Origin of the sequence: Frankia sp. Allo2, assembly GCF_000733325.1 — a bacterium.
GTDB classification, from domain to species: domain Bacteria; phylum Actinomycetota; class Actinomycetes; order Frankiales; family Frankiaceae; genus Frankia; species Frankia casuarinae.
In genome coordinates, this window is the sequence record NZ_JPHT01000007.1 from 134,315 (window position 1) to 157,452 (window position 23,138).

The following is a 23,138-nucleotide window of genomic DNA, read 5'->3' on the forward strand; positions in this document are numbered from 1 at the left end:
GAGCAGGCACTCGCCTTCGTCCGCCAACGCCACGGCCTACCCGACAACGATTTTGATCGCATCCGCCGTCAGCAGCAGTTCATCGGCGCCGTCTTCACCCAGGCAACCACGACCGGGGTGCTCGCCAACCCGGTCAGGCTGGAGAACCTGCTCCAGGCCGCGACCAGGGCGCTCACCGTCGATGACGGCACCAGCATGAACGACATGCGCGCGCTCGCGACACGGCTGCGCGGGATGTCCGCCGATCAGATCCGGTTCGAGACGATCCCCGTACACACCCCGACGCCGGCCGAGGGCGGCAACGCCGTGGGGGAGCTGCCGAGGTTCGGCTCCGTGCAGCTTTACGACCCCGAGACGCTGGAGAAGTTCCTCGCTCCGCTGCGCGGGCGGGCCCGTGACACGCGGGAGTCCTCCGTTACCCCGGCACCGACTCCGACGGTCGACCCGGCGCAGGTGCTGATCGACGTCTACAACGGCGCCGGAGTGGGGGGCCTCGCCGCCAAGGCCGCCGGGGCGCTGCGGCAGGCCGNTTTCCGGGTCGGCCCGCCGCAGACGTGGCAGGCCGGCGTGGTGGAGACGACGCAGGTGCGCTACCGCCCAAGCGAACAGGCCGCCGCCCATGCCGTGCAGGCCGACGTGCCCGGCAGCCGGTTGCGCGCGGACGCCTCCGTCCCCGCCGGCCACATCGCCCTCGTCCTGGGCACGTCCTACAACGGGGTGAACCCGAGTCCAGCGGCCGGGGGCGCCGGATCGACCGGTGGTNCCGGCACAGCCGCNGGGGCGACCGGCGGGTCCGCTACGGCGGACCCGCCTCCCGCCTCACCGTCAACGGCCGCGGATCTCACCTCGGGGTGCACGTACTAACCGCTCGCCGTCTGACTCACCGCCGGCTGACTGATCGTTCACCCGACCGTCCGATCACATTCCGCGCCGTCCGCACTACGGCCGGAGACGAGATCAACCCCGCCGCGAACATCCGTGCTTGTCATGGCAACGTCTTGGCCGTCCGGAACGTCCAGTTAGACGGACACGGCTGCCACATCACGACCACGACGGCCGCGGCATGCGTTCCGGCGGGGGTTCTCCCGCCCCGGCCGCCTGAACGAGGAGGGCTTTCGACTCAGGTGAGCCCCGATACCATGCGCCCGCCGGCCCTGCCGTCCGCGTTGGACCCACGTGGGCCCCGTCGCCACCGCTCCCCGCTGCGACGGCTGTCCGTTGGAGCCGTCGCTCTGCTGTCCGTGCTGGTTCTCGGTCTGAGCACCATCGGGTGGGCCGCCTACCGACAGTTCGACAAGGCCGTCACGCGCGTCGACTGGGACATCGAGGGTGCCCGCCCGGCGAGCGCGGACGGCGAGGAGAACGTCCTGCTGCTCGGCGACGACAGCCGGGAGGGCACCGGGGGTGAGTACGGCGTGGTGGACGGCGTCCGGTCCGACACCACCATCATCGCCCACTTCGGCAAGGACGGCTCGGCCACGTTACTGTCCTTCCCCCGGGACATGCTCGTCCCGGTGGTGCCGCGGGAGAAGGCCACCGCCCACGACGGCCGGTCGAAGCTCACCGAGGTGCTCGGGCTGGCGGACGTCCCCGGTCTCGTCACCACGCTGGAGTCCCTGACCGGCCTGAAGATCGACCATACCATCTCGATCAATCTCGCCGGTTTCAAGACGATGACCGACGCGGTGGGAGGCGTGAGCGTGTGCGTGACGCCCCTACCGAACGGCAGCACCCGCAACCTGCACGACTCGATGTCGGGATGGAGCGGACGGCTCGGCGAGAACCGTCTCAACGGTGATCAGGCGCTGGCCTTCGTCCGGACCCGTTACGCGCTCGGGGACGAACGCCTTCGCATTCTGCGCCAGCAGCAGTTCCTCTCCAAGCTGCTGGCGACAGCGACCAGCAGCGGAGTGCTCACCAACCCAGCCAAGATCACTTCACTGATCGGTGCGGTCGGCAGCGCGCTGCGGATCGACCAGGGTCTCGACCAGACCGCGATGCTCAAGCTCGCGAAGCGGGTCAGCGAGCTGGGTCCGGGAAGAATTCACTTCGTGACAGTCCCTACGCACATCGCGCTGCGCTCCGATGGCGCGGTTGACGACCTGGGTTCGATTCCCCCGCACGGGGCCGTACTCATCGTCGATCAGGCCGGCCTCGACCAGGTCCTCGCTCCGCTGCTGCCCGCGGGCACCAAGCCTCCCGCACAGCGAACTCTCGACCCCGCCCAGGTCTCGATCGCCGCCGTCCGCAACGCCTCGGGACGTGCCGGACTCGCCACCGGCACGGTCGACGGACTGCGGGCACGCGGCTTCACTGGGCCGATGACCGCCGCGACATCGACCCGCCAGACTCTGACCGAGGTACGCCATCCCCCGGGCCAGGAGGCTGCGGCACGCACCCTGGCGGCGACGATCCCCGGCAGCCGGATCGTCGCGGACGCCGGCCGCTCCGGGGCCGGCCTCGTCCTCGTCCTCGGATCCACCTTCACCGGCCTGCCCAGCTCCGGCCTGCCCAGCGGTGGGCTGCCGGGCGCGGCGGCAACCGTCGGCACGAGGATCTCGACGACCTCGACCGCCGCCGGTGGTGACACCCGGGCGACCACGATCGGCGGCACCGCGACGCCGACCCCGGCGGCCGGCGGGGCCGGCGTCGGCGGCACCACAGGCACCGCGGCCGCTCCGGTCGGTCCCGTTCCCTCCGACCCCTCGTGCACGCCATGAGCGCCTCCGTGCCGCGGCTGGTCGCCGCACGGACGCTGCTTGGCCNGGCCGCGGACGCCGACGCCGCACCCGCGGCGGGGGNTCGCGGCATCGCGTCCGTCCTCGCGCACCGGCTGGCCACCGATCCCGCCCGCCCGCTGGTCACCTTCTACGACGACGCGACCGGCGAACGCGTGGAATTCTCGGCGACCACCTTCGACAACTGGGTGGCGAAGACCGCGAACATGCTGGTCGACACGCTCGGCCTCGGCATCGGTGACCGGGTCGGCGTCCACCTGCCGACGCACTGGCTCAGTTCGGTCATCCTGCTCGCCACCTGGTCGGCCGGGATGGACGCGGTCCTCGTCCGGGACGCAGCCGGCGAGCAGGACGGCGGGGACGCCGAGAAGGCCGGCGGGGAGCTCCCGGTCGCGACCCCCCTCGACGCGCTGTTCGTGGCCGAGGACCGGCTCGACGAGGCATTCGGCCTGATGGTGGACGAGATCGTGGCCCTGTCACTGCGCCCGCTGGGTGGTCGGATGCGCAGGCCCGTCGCCGGGGTTCTCGACTACGCCGCGGAGGTGCCCCCGCACGGCGATCGGTTCGCCGCCCCGGCAGCGCCGCCTGGGCAGGCCGCGCTGCTGCGCGCGGGTACCGCGATCGCGGGGGCGTGGGGCCTGGGACCCGCGGACCGGGTGCTGTTCACCGCGCCGCTCGCCACGACCGAGGGCCTGGTCGGTTCGCTGCTTGCTCCCCTGGTCGCAGGCTCGTCGATCGTGCTGTGCCGGCATCTCGACAGCGCCGCGCTCCCGCGGCGCATCGAGACGGAGAAAATCACCGCCGTCGGCCGATCAGTCCTGCGGCACGCGCCCAGCCCACTGCCCGCGGGGGTCCGGTCGCTGCCGCTCCCCCGCCTCGGGTGAAACCCGTACGACCCCCGTATCGGGCCGCGGCCGGGGAATGACCATACCCGACATCCGGGCGGCTCACAGACGGCGTGACCATCGAACGGCGCGACGGCCAANGAGAATTGGGGCAGCGCGGCGGCCGTCTTTACCACGTGCAGCGGAGGTCACTCAGACGTGAGCACGTCACCGGTTCTTCACCTCAGCGTCATCGGCACCGGCTATCTGGGCGCGACACATGCCGTGTGCATGGCGGAACTGGGTTTCGAGGTCATCGGTGTCGATATCGACGCGACCAGGACGCAGCGGCTCGCCGCGGGTGAGGTGCCCTTCTTCGAGCCCGGTCTGGAAGGGCTACTCCGCAAGAACCTGGAGGCGGGACGGCTGACCTTCTCGAGTTCGCTCGCCGAGGCGGTTGACCGGGCCGAGGTGCATTTCATCTGCGTGGGAACACCGCAACGGCCCGATTCCGGCGCGACGGACCTGCGCCACGTCGAGGCGGCGACGAATGGTCTGATCGCGGCCGGGCTGCGGCCCGGGACGCTGGTGGTGGGCAAGTCGACGGTTCCCACGGGCACCGCGGCCCGGCTGGCCGGACGACTTGCCGCCGGCGCCCCGGGCGCGGAACTTGCGTGGAATCCCGAGTTCCTCCGGGAGGGGTCCGCCGTCGACGACACCCTGCGGCCGGACCGCCTGGTCTTCGGGGTCGTCCCGGGTGGCACCGCCGAGGCACGGCTGCGGACGGTCTACGCCAGAACGATCAAAGAAGGCACACCCGTCATCGTCACCGACTTCGTCACGGCCGAAATCGTGAAGGTCGCCGCGAACGCCTTCCTCGCGACGAAAATCTCCTTCATCAACGCGATGGCCGAGATCTGCGACATGACCGGGGGGGACGTGACCGAACTCGCCGCCGCCCTGGCCCACGACCCCAGGATCGGGCCCCGGTTCCTCCAGGCCGGCATCGGCTTCGGCGGCGGCTGCCTACCCAAGGACATCCGTGCCTTCCAGGCCCGTGCGGACGAGCTGGGAGTCGGCTCCGCGCTGGCCTTCCTCACCGAGGTCGACGCCGTCAACACGCGGGCCCGGACGCGGACGGTGGCGCTGGCCACCAAGGCGCTGGGGGGCTCGCCGACGGGCCGGATGGTGGCGGTCCTCGGTGCCGCCTTCAAACCGAATTCCGATGACATCCGCGACTCGCCCGCCCTCGACGTGGCCACCGCGCTGCACCGCGCCGGCGGCCACGTGTCCGTCTACGACCCCGCGGCGATCCCGAACGCCCGCATTCACTATCCGTACCTGCACTACACCGACTCGGTGATACGGGCCGTGGCAGGCGCGGAGATCGTCCTGGTCCTGACGGAATGGAGTGAGTTCCGCGAGATCGACCCGGCCGCCCTACGGCCGCACGTCAGCAGACCCATCGTCATCGACGGACGGCACGTCCTGGATCCCGCGGTCTGGCGGGATGCCGGCTGGATCTACCACGCGCTCGGACGGCCACTCGCGTGACCCACCGACCGGACCGAGCAAGCTTGGTCCGACGACGATCCGACAATGCGGCCTATCCCCACGCCGCCGTGGACCGCTCTACGGCAGAACCTCGACCAGTGCCCCGGTCTCCACCTGGTAGACGAACCCGCGTACCGAGGTGGTGGACTGCAGGAACGGCGACGAACGCAGCACCCTGACGGACTTGCGCACGTCCTCCTCGACATCGGGAAAGGAATACACGGCCCATTCGGGACGAACGCCCGTCTTGCACTCCAACTGGTCCCGGAACCCGTCGTCGGTGATCCTTTCGAGACCACACCCGGTGTGATGCAAAAGAATGATCTCCGTCGTTCCCAGCACGTGCTGGCTCACGGCGAGCGAGCGGACCACATCCGGGGTGATGACACCACCGGCGTTGCGCAGGATGTGGGCGTCACCTTCGACAAGACCGAGCAAGGCCTCCACCTGGATCCGCACGTCCATACACGCAACCACCGCGACGCCCAGGCGCGGCCGCGCGCCGGGCAGGGCAGGTAGCCCGGCCTCCCGCCGCCGGGCGGGGTGACCTGCAGCGTAGCTCAGCAGGAGTTCGGTCGCCGTGGCAGCGCCGCTCACCGGGCTCACCGTATCCGCGGGGCGCACGGTGTCCGCATGGACATCGTCTGCATGGACATCGGCAACGGGGTCGACAGCGGTGTGGTCATCGGTGTCCACGTGGTCATCGGTCCTTGACGTCGGCATCAACGGCTCGGCCAACGACTCGAGCGGATCATGATGATGCGTCCTTCCGATCAATGGTCCCCACTCTCCAACTGCCAGGATGCCGTCCATGGGCCCAGCTTCGCCAACGTTCCCGAGTTTTTGCCGAAGTTGTGCCACTCACGTTGCCCGCCGCACCGGATTGGTGGCATCACCTAGCGTAGAGATGGGAACAGCTACCCGGTGACTCCACCACGCGCCGGCGCGTTCACCGCTACGTCCGGCATCATGTCCGGTGAGCCGGCCTCGCCGCGGATGTCCACCACGCCACCGTCGACGGGGGTGGCACGGTGGGCGGCCGGGAGCAGCCGGTACTCTCTCTGGGTGGTAAATATCGATCGGGGTCGCCCGTGGTGAGACACCGACAGACCCGCTCACCGGTGCAGGTACTCGTCCACGAGATGGGCAAGTTCGGGCTGGTCGGCGGTGCGTGTTACGCCATCGACTTTCTCGTCTCCAACCTGTGCCACACGCTTCTCGGAATGGGTCCGCTCAGCGCGAAGACCGTCTCCACGGTGGTCGCCGCCACCTTTTCCTACATCGGGAACCGGCAATGGTCGTTCAACCATCGCGCCCGAACCGGTCTACGTCGCGAGTACACACTCTTCGTGATCCTGAATACGGTCGGGTTGCTGATCGCGCTCGGCTGCCTCGGGTTCGCACGCTATGTACTCGATCTCAAGGGCGTACTTGCGTTCAACCTGTTCGGTAACATCATCGGCACCGGGCTGGGCACCGTATTCCGGTTCTGGGCCTACAAGAAGTGGGTCTTCCTCCACCCGGACCACCCCAAGGCCGCCACGAGCTGCGGAGCCCGTCAGGACGGTCGTCGGCACATCCCGGAGCATGCGGGCCGGATCTGACCGCACCAGCGGCCACCGGCCCGACACCCCGGCCCGGCGCGCATTCCGCCACCTGCTCCGGCACCGGACCGGCCGTTTCAGGCGCACCGCGCATCGCCGCCACCCCGGACGCCCAACACGCCCGCCGACACGGCACGACAGCGGAACAGGACGTTCCGCCCTCTCACCGTCCCCGGCGGACAAGTCGGGAACAACCCAGTTCCGATACCGAACGGTTCCCGAACCTTCGCCGGTGGGCTACGCTCGGCGGGCCAGGCTGGCGCCGCGCGCCCACAGCCCTCCATCCAGCGAGACACATCGGCTACCGGGAACGCCGCGTGGAGCGCCGTCCAGTCCGCAGCAACCTGGAGGGTGTGTCGTGACCCCGTTCTCGCTCGCGTCGTCGCACCCCGGCGGCCGACCTCGCGACGAGAGCCGGGACCAGGCGATCCGCACCGCCACCCTGGACCTTCTGGCCGAGGTCGGATACGACGGTGTGACGATGGACCGGGTGGCCACCCGGGCGCGAGCCGGCAAGGCCACCATCTACCGGCGCTGGCCGTCAAAGCTCGCCCTGGTGATGGACGCGGTCAACGCCTTCACCGAGCAGCGGATGCCGGCACCCGACAACGGCTCCCTCCGCCTGGACATCCTTGAGTTCCTGACCTCGTTCCATGACGCGATCCGCGGCGATCGGGGACGGATCCTCGCGGAACTGATCTCGGAGATGCCGCGCAATCCCGGTCTGCGCGACGCCCTGCGCCGCGGCCTCTGGATGCAACGCCAGGCGAGCTCGGAAGCCATCATCGAACGCGGGATCGCCCGCGGCGAGGTCCGCCCGGACGTCGACCGCACGGTACTCATAGAACTCGGANCCGCCGTCATCCTCCAACGGGTGCTGCTGACCGGAGACCCGGTCGATCAGACGTTCCTGGAGATGATCGTCGACGACATCGTGATCCGTTACGCGGCCTGATCCGACACCTTGTCTCCAAGACGACCCGGGATCCCCCTCCGAACACAAAGCTCCTAACATCGAGCATCGAGCCCGACCTGGGCCGAACGGGGCGATCCGTCCCGCTCTAACACAGATGGACGGTTGCGAGAACCGCCCGGCACCACGGCGGGATCAGCAAGATCACGAGTGCGGGCAGGGGCCGCTCTTCGCGCAGCGCAGGAGGACGTCATGCAGTCACCGGGCCCAGGCCCCCAGGACCCGGACGCCCAGACCCAAGGGGTTGACGGCAACGCTGGTGGTTCCTATTCCGCCTCGCCGTACTCCGCGGGCTCGGCACCGTTCGGCGACGAAGACGAGACCCACCTGATCGGCGACAGCGCACCCGGCGTCAACCAGCCCGGCGGCTACCCGCCCACGGCACAGTACTCCCAGCACCAGCACCCCCAGCACCAGCACCCCCAGCACCAGTACCCCCAGCACCAGCACCCCCAGCACCAGTACGCACAGAATCCGTACGCACAGCACCAGCACCCCCAGCACCAGCACCCCCAGCACCAGTACCCCCAGCACCAGCACCCCCAGCACCAGTACGCACAGAATCCGTACCGCGGCACCGATCAGTACCCCCCGACGGCGGTCCACCCACCCAGTGGGGGCTACCCACCCGGCGAGGGCTACGGCCAGGATTATCCCGTCGGCGGCTATCCCACGGAGAGTTATCCGCAACAGGCATATCAGCAGAACTATCAGCCGGGTTACCAACAGGGCTATCAGCAGCAGGGCTACCCCGCGGCGGACGGTTACGGAGGCTATCCGCCGCCGGGGGCGCCCCCCCGGCCCGGCGGCTCTCAACGTCGGCGTAACACCATCATCGCTGCCGCGGTGGCGGCGACACTCCTCCTGATCGTTGTTTCGGTTGCGCTCCTCTCCGGAGGTTCCGACAACCCGGGCACGGTGGCCGCGTCCGAAAGCCCCAGCGCCTCGCCGACCTCGACAAGCCCATCGTCATCGCCCTCGCCAAGTCCGAGTCCGAGTCCGAGTGTGAGTCCGAGTGTGAGTCCCTCGGCGCAGTTCACCTCGGCGCAGCACGCCCTGCTGGCCAAGCTCGACTCGTCCGTGATGATGGACTGCGAGCCCAACAGCGAAGCCGAGGGCGGCCACATCAAGGCGTCGTTGTTCTGCAACTCGGATGATGGGAAGGTGGTAGCCGCCTACTCCTACGCGACCACCAGTGATCTGAACAGCGACGTCGAGGTGCGCAAGTCCCTGGTCACCACCACCGGAGGCAAATGCGAGCAGGGCGGCGACGAGGTCTTTACCTGGAACTTCCACGAGGGTGCGACCCAGGGCACGGCCGTCTGCAACGTACGTGACGGTGATCATTTCATCTTCTGGTCCTACAACTCCACGTTGGTCTCCTTCATGGCGACCGGCCCCGACGGGGCGGCCCTGTACGAATGGTGGAGTAATTTCGATCCGGTGCCCAAGGCCTGACGTCGCGGTGGACGCCGCCGGGACGCGGCCACGTCCACACGGCGGGGCGCCGTTTGCTGTGAATTCGATCTTGCCTGCTTGCCTTCGGCCGGGCGGGTGGTGATAGAGCAGTATTTGTGACGCAGTAGCCTGACATCGCCCATATCCGGGTGGTGAGGGGCCTACGCTGGGGTCGCACCTGTCACCCATCTCGGGAGGAACCGTGCCCAGCCCCGGCCAAGGCGACAACGAAGCGTCGCAGGTGTCCGAGCCACCGCCGGACTTGCCGCGGCCAGGGAGCGGCCCCGATGCAGACCCGGACGGGCCTGACCGGACCATCCTGTATCCACTGCACCGGGGACCAGGGGTGGAGCCGGGGCATGCCTTGTCGCCTCCGCCATACACGAATCCGGTCCCACCGCCGTCGGCCCTGGGCTCGGGACCGCCGCCGGGTTCCATNCCGCAAGGCCCGGTTCTGCCNCCGGGCCCGCCGGTTCCCGCGGTTCCCACGGTTCCCCCCCGCTTCGGGGGACTGCCCGGTCCGGGTGGCCTGCCGGGGCCGCCCGCGCCCTCCACTCCGTCATGGCCTCCCGCTCCCCCCGGGCCACCCGAATCTCTCGCCCCGCCCGGCTCCGCCCCGCCCACCGGCCCCCCCGCCTGGTCCGCCCGGGCGGACCAGCCTGGTCCGGGCGGGCAGGGACCGCCTGGCCTGCCGGCTCGGTCGGGGACGCAGGGACCTCCCGGCCCCCCGGGCCCCCCCGGGCCACCCACAGGCATGGCCGGCCCGCCCGGTCCGCTCTACTACGGCTCGCCAACCAGATCCGGCAGCTCTGACTCCCCGGTGGCCTTCGGCCCCCCCTGCCTTCGGGACCTCAGACGTCCTCCGGAGTGTCGATGTCCCCACACCACACCCCATCGTCACCGTGGCCGGACGACGGCGACCTCACCTATCGCCTGACCCCGCCCACCGGACGGCCCGGCATCCAGGGCGGCGACCCTAACCAGCCCGGAACCCTCGCGAACCAGCCCGGAACCCTCGCGGCCGAAACCGGCACCGGGCTCGGCACGAACGGTGACACGGCCTTCCTCGGAGCCTTCGAGGCCCGGGGCAGGTCCACGAACGGCGTTGACGCGCAGGCCGAGCCGTCCGCACCGCCCATCGGTTATCCGGCGCCAACTCCCGGAGCGACAATCGGTGTCAACCCGCCGAACGGATTCCCTTCGGTGAGCGGAACTCCGGTCACATCCGGCGCATCTCCGCTTCCCGTATCACCCGCCGACCACCCGTTGACGGGCGGGACGCCTGTCCCGACCGGCGGCTTTCCAGCGTCGGCGCCCGTCAATCTCCTCGGCACGTCCGCCCCCTCGGTCGACACGGCCACCGCCGTGCGGCTCGGCGCGCCTGCGGATTCCAGACGGCCCTCGTCGTTACCGGGGCTGTTGCCGGGACTTCCGCCGGAGCCGCCCGTCCACCCGACGGGAATCCCCGCCGGCGCGGCCGGACCCGGGCTCACCGAGCGCGCCGTGGCCCCCCTGGCCCCCATGGCCAAGCGCGGCACGGCCTCCCGGCACGAGGTCAGCGTGGATCGACGCCTGCTGTTCGCGGGCGGCGGTCTCCTCCTGACCCTGGTGATCCTGCTCGGAGTCGTCGTCTTCACCGGCGGGGACGGCGCCGACACGACGAGCGGACAATCCGTCGCCAGAACATCGACCATCGAAGCGTCGGGGNGCGGNGGNCAGCCGGCCGGCAATCCACAGGAGATCCTCCGCTCACTACTGAACCCGGTCGTCATGACGGGATGCGCCGTCCCCGCACACCGTGACAGCGCCTACGCCGACGCCGCCCTCGTCTGCAAGGATTCCAGCGGCATCGAGGTCACCGCCTTCCACTTCCCGAGTCAGTCCGCCATGGACCGGCAGATCGGCGCCCGTGAAACGTACTACTATGACGAGGGGAACTGCGACGATGGCCAGCAGAGCTCGGAGCAGTGGAGCTCGCCGGCCGAGTCGACCGGTGGCACCCGGCTGTGCTACTTCTTCGCGAAGCGTTTCTACGAGTTCTGGNCCTACGACGACTATCGAATCGCGTTCTCCGCGGATGATCAAGATCCGGGTAACCTCAACAGATGGTGGAAGTCGTTCGATCCACTCCGCCATTGAGCTGACCTTCCTCGGGAGGCCGGATACCTGTGAACGGTTCCGAAGACGGATTCCCGCGGAATCCGGCCGACGGTGACGAGGATCCATCCGGTGGAACCGGCTCGTGGTGGCGTCGTGGACCCCTCACCGCGATCGTCCTGATCATCGCGGCTCTGATCGCGAGTGGCATCACCATCGGACTCGCCGTGACCCACGATCCGAGCGACAGCCCCGCCGGTCGCCACCCGTCGGCGTCCGGCACGACGGGCACCGCAGGCACCGTGGCCTCCGGAGGGCCCGGCGTCGGACCGTCGCCGGGCCCGACGCTCGACGCCGCCGAGGCCCGGCTGCGGTCCTCGCTCAAGCCGTTCGCGGTCGACGAATGCACGAGTGCGCCGCCCAGCGAGGGACAGGCGGTACCCGATGGCGTGGAGGCGGCCCTCAGCTGCGTCCCCGGGGTGGCGACCGACGCTCCAGCCCCCGCTCGAATCCTCGTCCTGCGTTACCGGGACGCCTCGGCCCTGACCCGCGACATCGCCCGCCGGTCCGCAGCCCTCGCCGACGTCGGCGACTGTTATCAGGGACAGACCGGCATCGAACGCTGGGCACGCGGCTCCCGACGCCGTGGCACCTTCCTGTGCGATGCAAGACCCGGCCGGTTCTCGGTGTTCTGGACGGTTGACGACGAGCGTCTCGGCTTCGCCACGGAGGATCCGCAGGCCGACAAATTGCTCGCATGGTGGCGGGAGTTCGATCCGGTGTGACGGATCTGCCGTGCTTACCGCCTCCGGCCGTCCCGGCGTCAGGCCCCCGGATAGCCCCGTGACTGGTAGGGCGCGGAGAGATCGGCGAGGGTTTCCTGCACCCGCTCGGCGTGCGGCATACACGACAGGCTGACCCGGCCCCGCTGCCCCACCGCCTCAATGATCAGCTCACCCGAGCCCAGAAGCCGGTCGATGACGTTCTGCTGCACCGTCGCGCCAACCAACCAGGCGAGCGGGACGTCACGCCCGACCCGCGTGACGACCCCTTCGCGGATCACCAGTCGATGGTTCGTCACGACGTAATGGGTCGTCATCCGACGTAACCATGGCATCACACTCAGGTAACCGATCGCACCGAAGGCGACCAGAAGCACGAGATACTGGATGGGCTTCTGCAACACCCCTCCGGGTGCGAAGAAAACCCCCAGCACGGCGAAANGGAGGGCGGCAACCGTCCAGAACGCCGGGACTACCAGGCTGACCCAGTGCGGGTGCACATGAAGGACAACCTCTTCGTCCTGGGTGAGGATATCGTCGGGAAACGCCACGGCAACGATCGTCGCATCTCGGGCGGACAGATCACTGCCGGGTCCCTCGTCACCGCAGGTGAACGATGTCGGCGGCGCTGTAGGGTCGCCCGTTGACGACGAGCCGGCCGTNGGGGTCAACGTNGGTGGCGGNCCCGAGCNCCGCCGAACCGTCCGGCAGCTCGACGCGCACCCGCCTGCCGATCGTCGCGCACACCCGTAGGTACTCCGCGCGAGCCGCTTGCGGGTCGGCCTCCCAGCCAGTGATCGCCCCGACGAGATCCGCGAGTACCACCCCGAGCAGCTCGGTCCGGTCCAGAGCCGCCGGAAGCGCGCCGCTGAGCAGCAGGCTTGTCGACCGCTCCGGGAGCTCGTCACGCTCCGCCATGACATTCAACCCAAAACCGATAATCACCGAGGGTGACGATAGTGGGACCTGGACGACCTCGACCAGGATGCCGGCGAGCTTCGCATCGTCAACGAGAACGTCATTGGGCCATTTCAGGACTGCGGGAACCGCCGCCACCTCGCGTAGCGTCGCCAGAAGCGAGGTTCCGACCACCATGGGCAGCCAGCCGAACAGTGACATCGGTAGCCGGGGTTGCAGCAGCAGCGAGACCGTCAACCCGGCACCAGGGCGAGACTCCCATGATCGGTCGAGCCGACCACGACCCGCCGTCTGCCGTTCGGCGACGAGAACCCGTCCCCGGCCGCGGGCGGTGTCTTCGCCCCGGGCGGTGTCTTCGCCCCGGGCGGTGTCTTCGCCCCGGGCGATGCGCGCCAGCGCGGCGTTGGTCGAGTCGGTCTCCTCTACCACCGTCAGGTCGAGACCGACCGCGGCGGCACGGGCCGCGAGGCGTGCGGCGTCCAGCGGTTCACGTGTTCCGACGGACGAGAATCGCCCCTCTCCGGCAGGGCGGGCCCGAGGGGACGCCGGCGAGGGCTTGCCGGACGGGAGCTTGCCGGACGCGGGCTGCTCGGGAGAGGGTCCCGCGGGTGCGGGCTCCTTCGAGGGTGGCACCGGTCCACCCTGCCAGACCGTCCGGTCACCCGTCGGCGACTCGGACGATCGGCGGACGATCGGCGGACGATCGGCGAGCTGATCCGGGATACGGTCAACTCGCCGGAGGCCCACGAATCTCGCCTATCCGGTGAGATCCGCTGCACATCAATCACACGCGTGGACCCACGGGGGTCGTACGCTGCCGGTTATGGCTCTTCCCGCGTCCGCAGAGGATTCCGCTCCCGACCCGCACACCACCGCAGGCCGACTCGCCCACCTGCGGCGCGTGAACGATGATGCCGTCCACGCCGGGTCCCAGCGAGCGGTCGACGCGCAGCATGCCAAGGGCAAGATGACAGCCCGCGAACGGGTCGAGGCCTTCCTCGACCCCGGGTCGTTCGTCGAGACCGACGCCTTCGCCCGCCATCGCGCGCACGACTTCGGCGTCCAGGCCAACCGGCCGTACGGCGACGGCGTGGTGACCGGGTACGGGACTGTCGACGGCCGGCAGGTCTGCGTGTTCAGCCAGGACTTCACCGTTTTCGGTGGCAGCCTGGGTGAGGTCTTCGGTGAGAAGATCGTCAAAATCATGGATCTTGCGTTGAAGACGGGCTGCCCCGTCGTGGGCATCAACGACTCCGGCGGAGCGCGTATCCAGGAGGGTGTCGTCTCCCTCGGTCTGTACGGCGAAATCTTCTACCGCAACGTGATGGCCTCCGGCGTCGTCCCACAGCTCTCACTGATCATGGGGCCATGCGCCGGTGGCGCCGTGTACTCTCCGGCGATCACCGACTTTACCCTGATGGTCGACCAGACCAGCCACATGTTCATCACCGGCCCCGACGTGATCAAGGAGGTCACCGGCGAGGACGTGGGCATGGAGGAACTGGGTGGCGCACACACCCACAACTCCCGCAGCGGTGTCGCGCACTTCCAGTCGGCCGACGAGACGGAGTGCCTCGAACTCGCCCGTGCGCTGCTGTCGTTCCTTCCGTCGAACAATCTCGACGACGCCCCGAGCTACGACGCCGTGGACGATCTGGACGCCGAGATCGACCCGGATCTCGACACGTTCATCCCCGACTCCCCGAACACTCCGTACGACATGCACCAGATCATCGAGCGGGTCCTCGACGAGGGTGACTTTCTCGAGGTCCACGCTCAGTTCGCCCAGAACATGATCGTCGGATTCGGCCGGGTGGATGGACGTTCTATCGGGGTGGTCGCCAACCAGCCGATGCAGTTCGCCGGCACCCTCGACATCGACGCCAGCGAGAAGGCCGCCCGGTTCGTCCGGACCTGCGACGCATTCAACATCCCGGTGCTGACTCTGGTCGACGTCCCCGGCTTCCTTCCCGGCACCTCCCAGGAGTGGAACGGCATCATTCGCCGTGGCGCCAAGCTGNTCTACGCCTACGCAGAGGCCACCGTACCGAAAGTGACGGTGATCACTCGGAAGGCCTACGGCGGTGCCTACGACGTCATGGGGTCCAAGCNCCTGCGGGCGGACATCAACCTTGCCTGGCCAACCGCCGAGATCGCGGTGATGGGCGCCCGGGGTGCCGTCAACATCATCTATCGACGGGATCTAGCCAGGTCCGAGTCACCGGAGACTCGTCGGGCCGAGCTGATCCAAGACTACACCGATCACTTCGCGACCCCTTACATCGCGGCGGAACGGGGCTATCTCGACGCGGTCATCAGCCCGTCGGAAACGCGGCGCGAGCTCATTCGAGCACTGCGTCTGCTGCGTACCAAGCGTGAATCCCTGCCACCGAAGAAGCACGGCAACATCCCGCTATAGGCGGGATCTGCCGTCGCCGGCTCGCCGGAAGGGGAATCCGCCCGCGGCGGAGATCTCCCGGGCCGCGGGCCCACGGACGGCATACGTACGACGCACCAGCTACTCGAGGTACCGAGGAGAAAAACGTGGTTCAGGACGATGACAGGCGGGCGAGTCAGCCTCGGCTGCAGCTGATCCGCGGTGAGGCGACGCCGGAGGAGATCGCCGCCGTGGTGGCGCTCCTGACGGCTCGCGCCGTTCCCTCGTCGGCNCCGGCCNCCCGCCGTTCGTCCTGGGCCAGCCCGACGCTGGCGCTCCGTGGCAGTCTCACCACCGGACCGGGGGCGTGGCAAAGGTCCGGGATGACGCCGGGTGCGCGCACTCGAGCCGACTGGTGATCAACCGATAGACATGACGTCGGGATGTCTGCAGCATCACATCTGGGTACAATGACAGCAAAATGTGCGGCCCGACTCACCTACACGCAGGCAGGCCGGACGAGGACGGGAGCGACGTGCGTAAGATCCTCATCGCCAATCGGGGAGAAATCGCGGTTCGAGTGGCCCGCGCCTGCCGCGACGCCGGATACACCAGCGTCGCAGTCTACGCGGAACCAGATATCAATGCCCTGCACGTACGCGTTGCTGACGAGGCATTTGCGTTGGGAGGCGCGACCCCTGGTGATTCGTACCTGCGCATCGACAAAATTCTCGATGCCTGCGAGTCCTCCGGGGCCGACGCCGTCCACCCGGGATACGGTTTTCTCTCGGAGAATGCGGACTTCGCGGAGGCCGTGATCTCCGCAGGCCTCACCTGGATCGGCCCGCCGCCGGAGGCCATCCGCCGTCTCGGAGACAAGACCGCGGCCCGGCATATTGCACTAGCGGTCGGCGCGCCGCTCGCGCCCGGCACCGCAGACCCCGTGGCCGGCGTCGATGAGGTTGTCACCTTCGCCGGGCAGTACGGCCTTCCGGTTGCCATCAAGGCCGCTTTTGGTGGCGGAGGGCGCGGACTGAAGGTCGCTTGGACCGCGGAGGAGCTCCCCGAACTGTTTGACAGTGCCGTCCGGGAGGCGGTCGCGGCGTTCGGTCGCGGGGAATGCTTCGTCGAGCGGTATCTGGACCAGCCGCGCCACGTCGAGACCCAGATCCTGGCGGATACGCACGGCAACGTCGTCGTGGTCGGTACCCGCGACTGCTCACTCCAGCGCCGTTACCAGAAGCTCGTGGAGGAGGCGCCGGCACCGTTTCTCTCGGAGGCTCAGCTCCACTCGCTGTACGACGCCTCGAGGGCGATCTGCAAGAAAGCCGGCTATGTCGGGGCCGGGACCGTCGAGTTCCTCGTCGCCCGCGATGGCATGATCAGCTTCCTTGAAGTCAACACCCGCCTCCAGGTCGAGCATCCGGTGACCGAAGAGGTCTCCGGAGTGGACCTGGTTCGTGCCCAGTTCCGTATCGCCGAGGGTGAGGCACTCGACTTCACCGATCCGGCTCCTCGCGGTCACTCCATCGAATTCCGCATCAACGGTGAGGATCCCGGCCGTAACTTCCTTCCCGCACCCGGCACGGTCACCAAGCTGATCGCGCCGGCCGGCCCCGGCGTCCGGCTCGATACCGGCATCGAAAGCGGCAGCGTCATCGGCGGCGCCTTCGACTCCCTGCTCGCAAAGCTCATCATCACCGGAGCAACCCGGCAGGAAGCTCTGCAGCGGGCTCGGCGTGCCCTCGATGAGATGGTCATCGAGGGAATGGCGACGGCGCTGCCGTTCCACCGCGCGGTCGTACGGGATCCCGCCTTCGCCCCGGAGGACGCCGCAGAGCCTTTCCGTATCCACANCCGCTGGATCGAAACCGAGTTCGACAACACCATCCCGGCCTTCGCGGGAGGGACTGAGGCCGACACCACCCCCGAGCCGCGGGAGACCGTGGTTGTCGAGGTGAGCGGCAAACGCCTCGAAGTCGTGCTACCCGCCGGATTCGGTTCTGCCCCCGTCGCCGCTTCCCGGGGAGCGGCGCCCAAGCGGCGCGCTCGCGGCACGGCGGCGGCCAGGGTCACGGGCGACGCCCTGGCCAGTCCCATGCAGGGCACCATCGTGAAGGTCGCGGTCAACGACGGCGACACCGTTTCCGCGGGTGATCTGATCATTGTTCTGGAAGCGATGAAGATGGAACAGCCGATCAACGCGCATCGGGATGGCACGGTCACCGGACTGGCTGCGACCGTCGGCGCCGTTGTCACCAGCGGCACCGTGCTCTGTGAGATCAAAGACTAGAGCACACTGAAGCTCGACCTGCCCACCGTCGACTGCCACCTCTCCACCGCAGACTTCATAGGCTGCGAGGTATGGACGGTAACGACAGCCCGACGGTGAGCGGCCAGGACCGGAAGCTGGCGGTGGCCCGCCCGGTCGTTCAGCGACCACCGCTGACCGGGCGAGTGCACTACCTGCTTGGGGGGACCCTTCCTCCGGCCTACAACGACTGGGTCTCGCATGACCTCACCGGCCCCGGCTGGAGGCTGCGCCAGGCGACACGGCCCTTCCTGCTGATGTTGCCCTTCGCGCTGATCTTTGCCCTGCTGCCCGGTGAGCTCGAAGTCCGAGCCATCGTCGTCGCGTTTCTTCTGATTTCTGGGATCGGGCTCGGCTTCGCCACCAGCGGGTTCTTCCGGAACCGCCGGCTGGAACAGCATGGCTTTCCTCCAATTTTCCCCACGAGCGACGATGAGGACGAGGGGGACGGGGACAACTCGTAGCCTTCTCCACAGGCAGGCGTCGGCAGTACTCGCCGCGCCGACCTTCGTCATGAGAGTCGGGACGGGTCGGTGCCCGCGCCACTCGTCTGCGTCTGCGGGCAGCGCCCGGCAGCGGCGACTGCCGTCCGCGGCCCAACACGGCAGCCCAAGATGGCAGGAGGTGCCGCGCGCGGCCCTGCCGGGCCCCTGCTCACTCTGGGTTGTCGAATCCCGCGAAGAAGTCGCGCGTACGCAGGACGCGAGCCGCCTCGGTGATCGATCCGGAGAGCGACGGGTAGATCGAGAACGTATGTGCGATTTGATCGACGGTCAGACCGTGTTCGACCGCGAGCGAGATAGAGAGGATGAGTTCGGATGCACGCGGCGCGACAATGACACCGCCAAGCACACTTCCACTCCCCGGACGGCAGAACAGTTTCACGAAGCCGTCCTCAATACCCATCATCTTCGCCCGCGGATTCCGCGAGAGTGGAACTGTGGTCACCTCGGCTGCGACTGCCCCGGTGTCCTTCATCACCTGCGTGACTCCGACGGTGGCGATTTCCGGCTCGGTGAAGATGTTGGACGACACCGTCCCGAGCCGCAAGGGTGTGACGGCCTCGCCGAGGGCGTGCCACATGGCGATACGCCCCTGCATCGCGGCGACCGATGCGAGCGGGAGGACTCCGGTGCAGTCACCGGCCGCGTAGACACCCGGCACCGAGGTCCGCGACATCCGGTCCACGTTCACATGCCCACCAGGCCCAAGCCGTACCCCCACGTCAGTCAGTCCCAGGCCCTTGGTGCGTGGTACCGAACCAACCGCCATCAGAGCGTGGCTTCCCGTAACGGTCCGGCCGTCGGTCAGCTCGACGATCACACCGTCCCCGATGCGCCGTACCGACGCCGCCCTCGATCGGTTGAGCACCTCGATCCCACGCCGCACGAACACATCCTCGATGACCCGGGCGGCATCCGGGTCCTCCCCCGGCAGCACGCGTTCGCGCGAGGAAACCAGCGTGACCTCGGCGCCAAGCGCCCGATACGCGCTGGCGAACTCGGCTCCGGTGACGCCGGAACCGACGACGACCAGATGTTCGGGTATCTCCTTGAGGTCGTAGAGGTGGCGCCAGGTGAGAATCCGCTCACCATCTGGCCGGGCCGTGGGGAGGTCGCGTGGTGAGGCGCCGGTCGCGATCAAAATCACATCACCGACGAAGGTTTCACCGGTGCTGGTCTCGACTGCGTGCGGCCCGACGAGGCGCCCAGAGGCGTGCACGACATCGACCTTCTCGCGCTCGAGCCGGCGCTCGATGTCCAGGGACTGGGCCTTGGCTAGATCACGGACCCGTTCGTACACCTGCTCCGCATCCACATTGACGACCTCCGGGGGCGTGAGCGGCCGGGTGCCCGAGTCCGTGCCGGTACTGATCCCCCAGGCCACGGGGGGCAACNCCGGTTCCGGCCCAGAGCCAAGACTATGCGGGCGGACACCCAGGCCGGGAGCTAGAGCGAGGTTCGTCATGGTCTCCGAAGTTGCGATCAAGGTTTTGGAGGGAACGCAGTCGGTGAGCACACAGGCACCACCGACCCCCTCCGAGTCGATGACGGTGACCGTCGCGCCGAGTGAGGCGCCGACGAGAGCCGCCTCGTAGCCTCCGGGCCCTCCACCAAGAATGACGATGCGAGTCACGTGCCCTCCCGATCCGGTATCGCTTCCTTATCATCTTGCCCCGCCGCCGCGGCCGCTCTCCTGCCGGTGCGGGAGGCTCCGTAGGATCGCAGACGGAGTCCGACATCGGCGATGTCAGGTAGGGCCATCTTCCTCCTTTCATGAGCGGAAATTACAGTTACAATCACGCACCGTAACCCTCCGAGAGATCACAATGACCTTGTACGCGGCTTACGCCGGCAACCTCGACCCGGCGCAGATGAAGGAGCGGGCCCCGCACTCGCCCGTGACCGGCACTGGATGGATCAATGGCTGGCGTCTCACGTTCGGCGGTGAAAACGTCGGTTGGGATGGAGCCTTGCCGACCATCGTCGAGGCTCCGGGTGCTCACGCGTACGTCCTTCTGTACGACCTCGACCGTTACGACCTGGAACGGCTCGACGTCTGGGAGGGCGCGGACACCGGCCTGTACACCCGCATCCGGGTGCGGGTCTCCACCCTTGATGGGGAGGCCCTCGCCTGGACCTATGTTCTCGACGCCTACGAGGGAGGACTCCCGTCGCGCCGGTACCTCGAGATGATCGCCGATTCCGCGGAGAAGGCCGGGGCACCCGCCGATTACGTGGCCGAACTCCGTTCGCGACCGACCGCATGACGCATCACGGCAGCGTGACGCATCACGGCAGCGTGACGCATCACGGCAGCGTGACGCATCACACCATGAGGCGCGGCCGCGGATCCGGACAGAGGCGGACGTAGCGTCACGGCGCCGGGGGCGTATGGGTCAGCAGATCGAGAGCCGCGCCGGCAAGCAGCTTCACGCCCACACCGATCGCCCTCTCGTCCACGTCGAAGCTGCCCTGGTGAAGGTCGTAGGTGTGGCCGCCGGGTGTCCGAGTGCCCAATCGGGCCAAGGCCCCCGGCACGTGGTTCAGATACCAACCGAAGTCCTCGCCACCAAGCGATTGCGCCACCATGGTGGAGGCCCCATGACCAAACACGCGGTCGACGACGGTCCGNAGGACCTCGACGACATCCACGCTGTTCACCACGGGCGGCACGCCACGGCGGTAGTCGACCACGATCTGTGCTCCGTACGGTGCGACGAGCTGCTCGGCAACCTGAGTGACCAGCGCCGGCACGCTCTCCCAGGTCTCCCGGGACAGGGTGCGGACCGTGCCTCGAAGCTGACCGGTACGAGGGATGGCGTTGGCAACGGTTCCCGCCTGCACCTGACCCCAGACCAGGGAGAGCGCCGACCTGGGATCGACCAGTCGCCCCAACGCGGCAGGGAGATCGGCCGCAAGGCGGACGAGCGCGTACACCAGGTCGACTGTGTTCTGTGGCCGGGAGGTGTGACCGCCGGGCCCGGCCAGCGTGATTTCGACGGCATCGGCGGCAGAGGTGATCGGACCCGTCCGCAGACCGATCATGCCCAGGTCGAGCGCCGGATCGCAGTGCAGCGCGATCGCCGTGGTCACCGGCTTCAGCACGCCCGCGTCGATGATGTCCAACGCGCCGCCCGGCATGAGCTCCTCCGCGGGCTGGAACACCAGGCGCACGGTCCCGGGCAGCGTGGACACGCGTGCGACCTCGGCAAGCGCGAGTCCGGCGCCGAGCGCCACGGTCGTGTGTACGTCATGTCCGCAGGCGTGAGCCACACCCGGAACGGTGGAGCGGTACGGCACGTCCTTGATATCCGAGAGCGGAAGAGCGTCCATGTCNGCCCGCAGCATGATCACGGGAGCGCCTGGATCATGATCGACGCCGGCACCGATGTCACACCACAGGCCAGGAAGGTCCGGCAGGCGCTGCGGCGACAGTCCCGCGGCCCGAAGCCGCGCCTCGACCTGCTCGGCGGTGCGGTGCTCCTGCCGGCCGAGCTCCGGGTGAGCGTGGAGATCGCGACGCAACGCGATCAGCTCGGATTCGTGCGCGGCCACCCACCCGGCGACCGCCGCGGTCTCGTCAACCTTCATCTGCCGGCCGGGCTCCTCCCTGCACACGCCACGCGGGCCCTGAACGCAGGCGGTTCGGGGTATTCGCCGGCGTGTCTAGCCGTCGACTACCGGACGGCCGGTGTTCATCTCTTCGAGAAGGGTATCGACGACCCGGGTGAGATCTCCACCGGCCCGCCGGGCGGCGTCCCGCTGCCGGATATAGCTCGCGCCCGTCCGCAGGATGGTCAGCGTGTCGGAGAGCTCGGATGAACAACCGAGACGGTGGGCGACCGGAAGCAGATCCTCCACGAGATCGGTGATGTCANCCCGGNCCGGCCGGATNCCGCCCCGACCATCGACGATGATCTGCGCGTCCAGNCCGTNCCGGGCCGCCCGCCACTTGTTCTCCTGCACGAGCCATCGTTGCGGGGTCGGGAGACGATACCCACGATCGATCTGGGTGTTCATGCGGTCAACCAGGCACTGCGCGAGAGCCGCAACCGCCCCCACCTCCATCAGGGACGGCAGACCATCGCAGACCCGCAGTTCCACGGTGCCGAAGTTGGGATGTGGACGGATGTCCCACCAGACCTCGCGGATCGTCTCGATGGTGCCGGAGACAATCAGTGTCTCCATGAACGACTCGAAACCCGGCCAGTCCTCCAACGGGTACGGCAGCCCCGCGGTGGGCAGGCTCGCGAAGACCTGTGATCGCGATGAGGCCAGCCCGGTGTCTCCGCCCAGCCAGTAGGGCGACGACGCCGACAAGGCGAGAAAATGTGGGACATAGGCCATCAGAGCGTTCACGATCGGCATGGCCTTGTCCGCAGACCGCACTCCGACATGTACGTGGACGCCGAAGATGAGCAGCCGCCGGGCCAACCACTGCATCTGGCTGACCAACCGGAAATAGCGATGATCCTCGGTGATGCGCTGTCCCATATAGTCACTGGCTGGGTGCGTGCCGCTGCACATCAGCCCGATCCCGCGCCGTTCCGCCAGATCGCGCAGCAGCGAGACGGTTCCAGACAGGTCCGCGGTCGCTTCCTCCACCGAGTCGCAGACCCCGGTGATGACCTCGATGGTCGACTCGAACAGCTCGTGCTTGGCCTTGGCCGCCTCGCACTCCCCGACCTTCGCCCGCAGCTCGTGAAGAATCCCGCTGGCCTCGCCGCGAAGTTCGCGCGATTGCTGGTCGACGAGCTGCAGCTCCCATTCGATGCCGAGACTGGTGCTCGACGACGACGAGAAAGGGATCTGCACCTGGCCTCCTGGGGTCGGGTCTCGGGGTCGGTAACAGCTCGGGGTCGGTAACAGCACCAGACAGCCGTCACCCACCGGCTCGGCTCACGGGCAGCAGAAGGTGACTACCCCATTCGGCCCGTTCCTACCCCACCACCCCACCGGGGAAGCTGGCCAAAGGCCTGGTCGCGGCAATGCCCGGCCC

At 68.4% G+C, this 23,138-nt stretch carries 20 protein-coding genes (1 of these 20 cut by a window edge); 13 read left to right on the forward strand and 7 right to left on the reverse strand.

The features are described 5' to 3' along the window. The 4 genes from ALLO2_RS07760 to ALLO2_RS07775 form a co-directional block, all read left to right on the forward strand. Nucleotides 1-864, forward strand: partial view of an LCP family protein gene (locus tag ALLO2_RS07760; protein ID WP_035730775.1) — the 3' portion only. The gene continues 786 nt to the left of window position 1, outside the view; only the last 864 of its 1,650 coding nucleotides appear in the window; its start codon lies off the left edge, out of view; its stop codon occupies nt 862-864. 275 nt (nt 865-1,139) lie between these two features. Further along, nucleotides 1,140-2,720, forward strand: coding sequence for an LCP family protein (locus ALLO2_RS07765; RefSeq protein ID WP_011435164.1), 1,581 nt, complete (start codon nt 1,140-1,142; stop codon nt 2,718-2,720). Then, entirely contained in the window at nt 2,717-3,622 is a 906-nt protein-coding gene (locus tag ALLO2_RS07770) for a TIGR03089 family protein (protein ID WP_035730859.1), read from the forward strand. The genes ALLO2_RS07765 and ALLO2_RS07770 overlap by 4 nt, the downstream gene beginning before the upstream one ends. A gap of 159 nt (nt 3,623-3,781) precedes the next feature. Then, complete coding sequence (locus ALLO2_RS07775) at nt 3,782-5,116, forward strand: UDP-glucose/GDP-mannose dehydrogenase family protein (protein ID WP_011435162.1); 1,335 nt, start codon at nt 3,782-3,784, stop codon at nt 5,114-5,116. Nucleotides 5,117-5,194: 78 nt separating this feature from the next. Here the strand turns inward: ALLO2_RS07775 and ALLO2_RS07780 are convergent, their stop codons facing one another. Further along, complete coding sequence (locus ALLO2_RS07780; RefSeq protein WP_011435161.1) at nt 5,195-5,812, reverse strand: carbonic anhydrase; 618 nt, start codon at nt 5,810-5,812, stop codon at nt 5,195-5,197. 335 nt (nt 5,813-6,147) lie between these two features. On the opposite strand from ALLO2_RS07780, the gene ALLO2_RS07785 reads away from it, so the two are divergent. Both ALLO2_RS07785 and ALLO2_RS07790 read left to right on the forward strand, forming a co-directional pair. Continuing rightward, nucleotides 6,148-6,720 (forward strand): GtrA family protein, encoded by a 573-nt coding sequence (locus ALLO2_RS07785; RefSeq protein WP_011435160.1) that lies wholly within the window; start codon nt 6,148-6,150, stop codon nt 6,718-6,720. A gap of 358 nt (nt 6,721-7,078) precedes the next feature. Then, entirely contained in the window at nt 7,079-7,675 is a 597-nt protein-coding gene (locus tag ALLO2_RS07790) for a TetR/AcrR family transcriptional regulator (protein WP_035730779.1), read from the forward strand. Between the two features lie 216 nt (nt 7,676-7,891). Here the strand turns inward: ALLO2_RS07790 and ALLO2_RS27005 are convergent, their stop codons facing one another. Further along, nucleotides 7,892-8,299: a hypothetical protein gene (locus tag ALLO2_RS27005; RefSeq protein WP_232234963.1), complete on the reverse strand. Its 408-nt coding sequence runs from the start codon at nt 8,297-8,299 to the stop codon at nt 7,892-7,894. Between the two features lie 411 nt (nt 8,300-8,710). Between ALLO2_RS27005 and ALLO2_RS27010 the strand changes: the two genes are divergently transcribed. Beyond that, nucleotides 8,711-9,151, forward strand: coding sequence for a hypothetical protein (locus tag ALLO2_RS27010; protein WP_051868615.1), 441 nt, complete (start codon nt 8,711-8,713; stop codon nt 9,149-9,151). A gap of 2,168 nt (nt 9,152-11,319) precedes the next feature. Then, nucleotides 11,320-12,033 (forward strand): hypothetical protein, encoded by a 714-nt coding sequence (locus tag ALLO2_RS07805; RefSeq protein ID WP_011435156.1) that lies wholly within the window; start codon nt 11,320-11,322, stop codon nt 12,031-12,033. Nucleotides 12,034-12,071: 38 nt separating this feature from the next. Here ALLO2_RS07805 and ALLO2_RS07810 read toward each other — a convergent pair whose 3' ends face one another. Both ALLO2_RS07810 and ALLO2_RS07815 read right to left on the reverse strand, forming a co-directional pair. Continuing rightward, nucleotides 12,072-12,581, reverse strand: a complete 510-nt coding sequence (locus ALLO2_RS07810) for a PH domain-containing protein (RefSeq protein ID WP_035730781.1) — start codon at nt 12,579-12,581, stop codon at nt 12,072-12,074. A gap of 49 nt (nt 12,582-12,630) precedes the next feature. Beyond that, the gene (locus ALLO2_RS07815; protein WP_035730870.1) at nt 12,631-13,581 is read right to left on the reverse strand and encodes a biotin--[acetyl-CoA-carboxylase] ligase; all 951 of its coding nucleotides are present in this window, start codon (nt 13,579-13,581) and stop codon (nt 12,631-12,633) included. A gap of 190 nt (nt 13,582-13,771) precedes the next feature. On the opposite strand from ALLO2_RS07815, the gene ALLO2_RS07820 reads away from it, so the two are divergent. The 4 genes from ALLO2_RS07820 (at nt 13,772) to ALLO2_RS07835 (ending at nt 18,100) form a co-directional block, all read left to right on the forward strand. Next, entirely contained in the window at nt 13,772-15,367 is a 1,596-nt protein-coding gene (locus ALLO2_RS07820; RefSeq protein ID WP_035730783.1) for an acyl-CoA carboxylase subunit beta, read from the forward strand. A gap of 125 nt (nt 15,368-15,492) precedes the next feature. Then, nucleotides 15,493-15,744, forward strand: a complete 252-nt coding sequence (locus ALLO2_RS24120) for an acyl-CoA carboxylase subunit epsilon (RefSeq protein WP_084588374.1) — start codon at nt 15,493-15,495, stop codon at nt 15,742-15,744. 116 nt (nt 15,745-15,860) lie between these two features. Next, complete coding sequence (locus ALLO2_RS07830) at nt 15,861-17,618, forward strand: biotin carboxylase N-terminal domain-containing protein (RefSeq protein WP_035730871.1); 1,758 nt, start codon at nt 15,861-15,863, stop codon at nt 17,616-17,618. A 71-nt stretch (nt 17,619-17,689) separates the two neighbouring features. Further along, nucleotides 17,690-18,100 (forward strand): DUF5313 family protein, encoded by a 411-nt coding sequence (locus ALLO2_RS07835; RefSeq protein ID WP_011435150.1) that lies wholly within the window; start codon nt 17,690-17,692, stop codon nt 18,098-18,100. A 190-nt stretch (nt 18,101-18,290) separates the two neighbouring features. Here the strand turns inward: ALLO2_RS07835 and ALLO2_RS07840 are convergent, their stop codons facing one another. After that, complete coding sequence (locus ALLO2_RS07840) at nt 18,291-19,772, reverse strand: NAD(P)H-quinone dehydrogenase (RefSeq protein ID WP_035730785.1); 1,482 nt, start codon at nt 19,770-19,772, stop codon at nt 18,291-18,293. Nucleotides 19,773-19,965: 193 nt separating this feature from the next. Here ALLO2_RS07840 and ALLO2_RS07845 point away from each other — a divergent pair, with 193 nt between their 5' ends. Next, nucleotides 19,966-20,406 carry a gamma-glutamylcyclotransferase gene (locus ALLO2_RS07845; RefSeq protein ID WP_011435148.1) on the forward strand — a complete coding sequence of 147 codons (441 nt, stop codon included), beginning with the start codon at nt 19,966-19,968 and terminating at the stop codon, nt 20,404-20,406. A gap of 106 nt (nt 20,407-20,512) precedes the next feature. Here the strand turns inward: ALLO2_RS07845 and ALLO2_RS07850 are convergent, their stop codons facing one another. Continuing rightward, entirely contained in the window at nt 20,513-21,730 is a 1,218-nt protein-coding gene (locus tag ALLO2_RS07850) for an amidohydrolase (RefSeq protein ID WP_023839885.1), read from the reverse strand. A gap of 75 nt (nt 21,731-21,805) precedes the next feature. Then, nucleotides 21,806-22,954 (reverse strand): glutamate--cysteine ligase, encoded by a 1,149-nt coding sequence (locus ALLO2_RS07855; RefSeq protein ID WP_035730788.1) that lies wholly within the window; start codon nt 22,952-22,954, stop codon nt 21,806-21,808. Nucleotides 22,955-23,138: the final 184 nt, after the last annotated feature.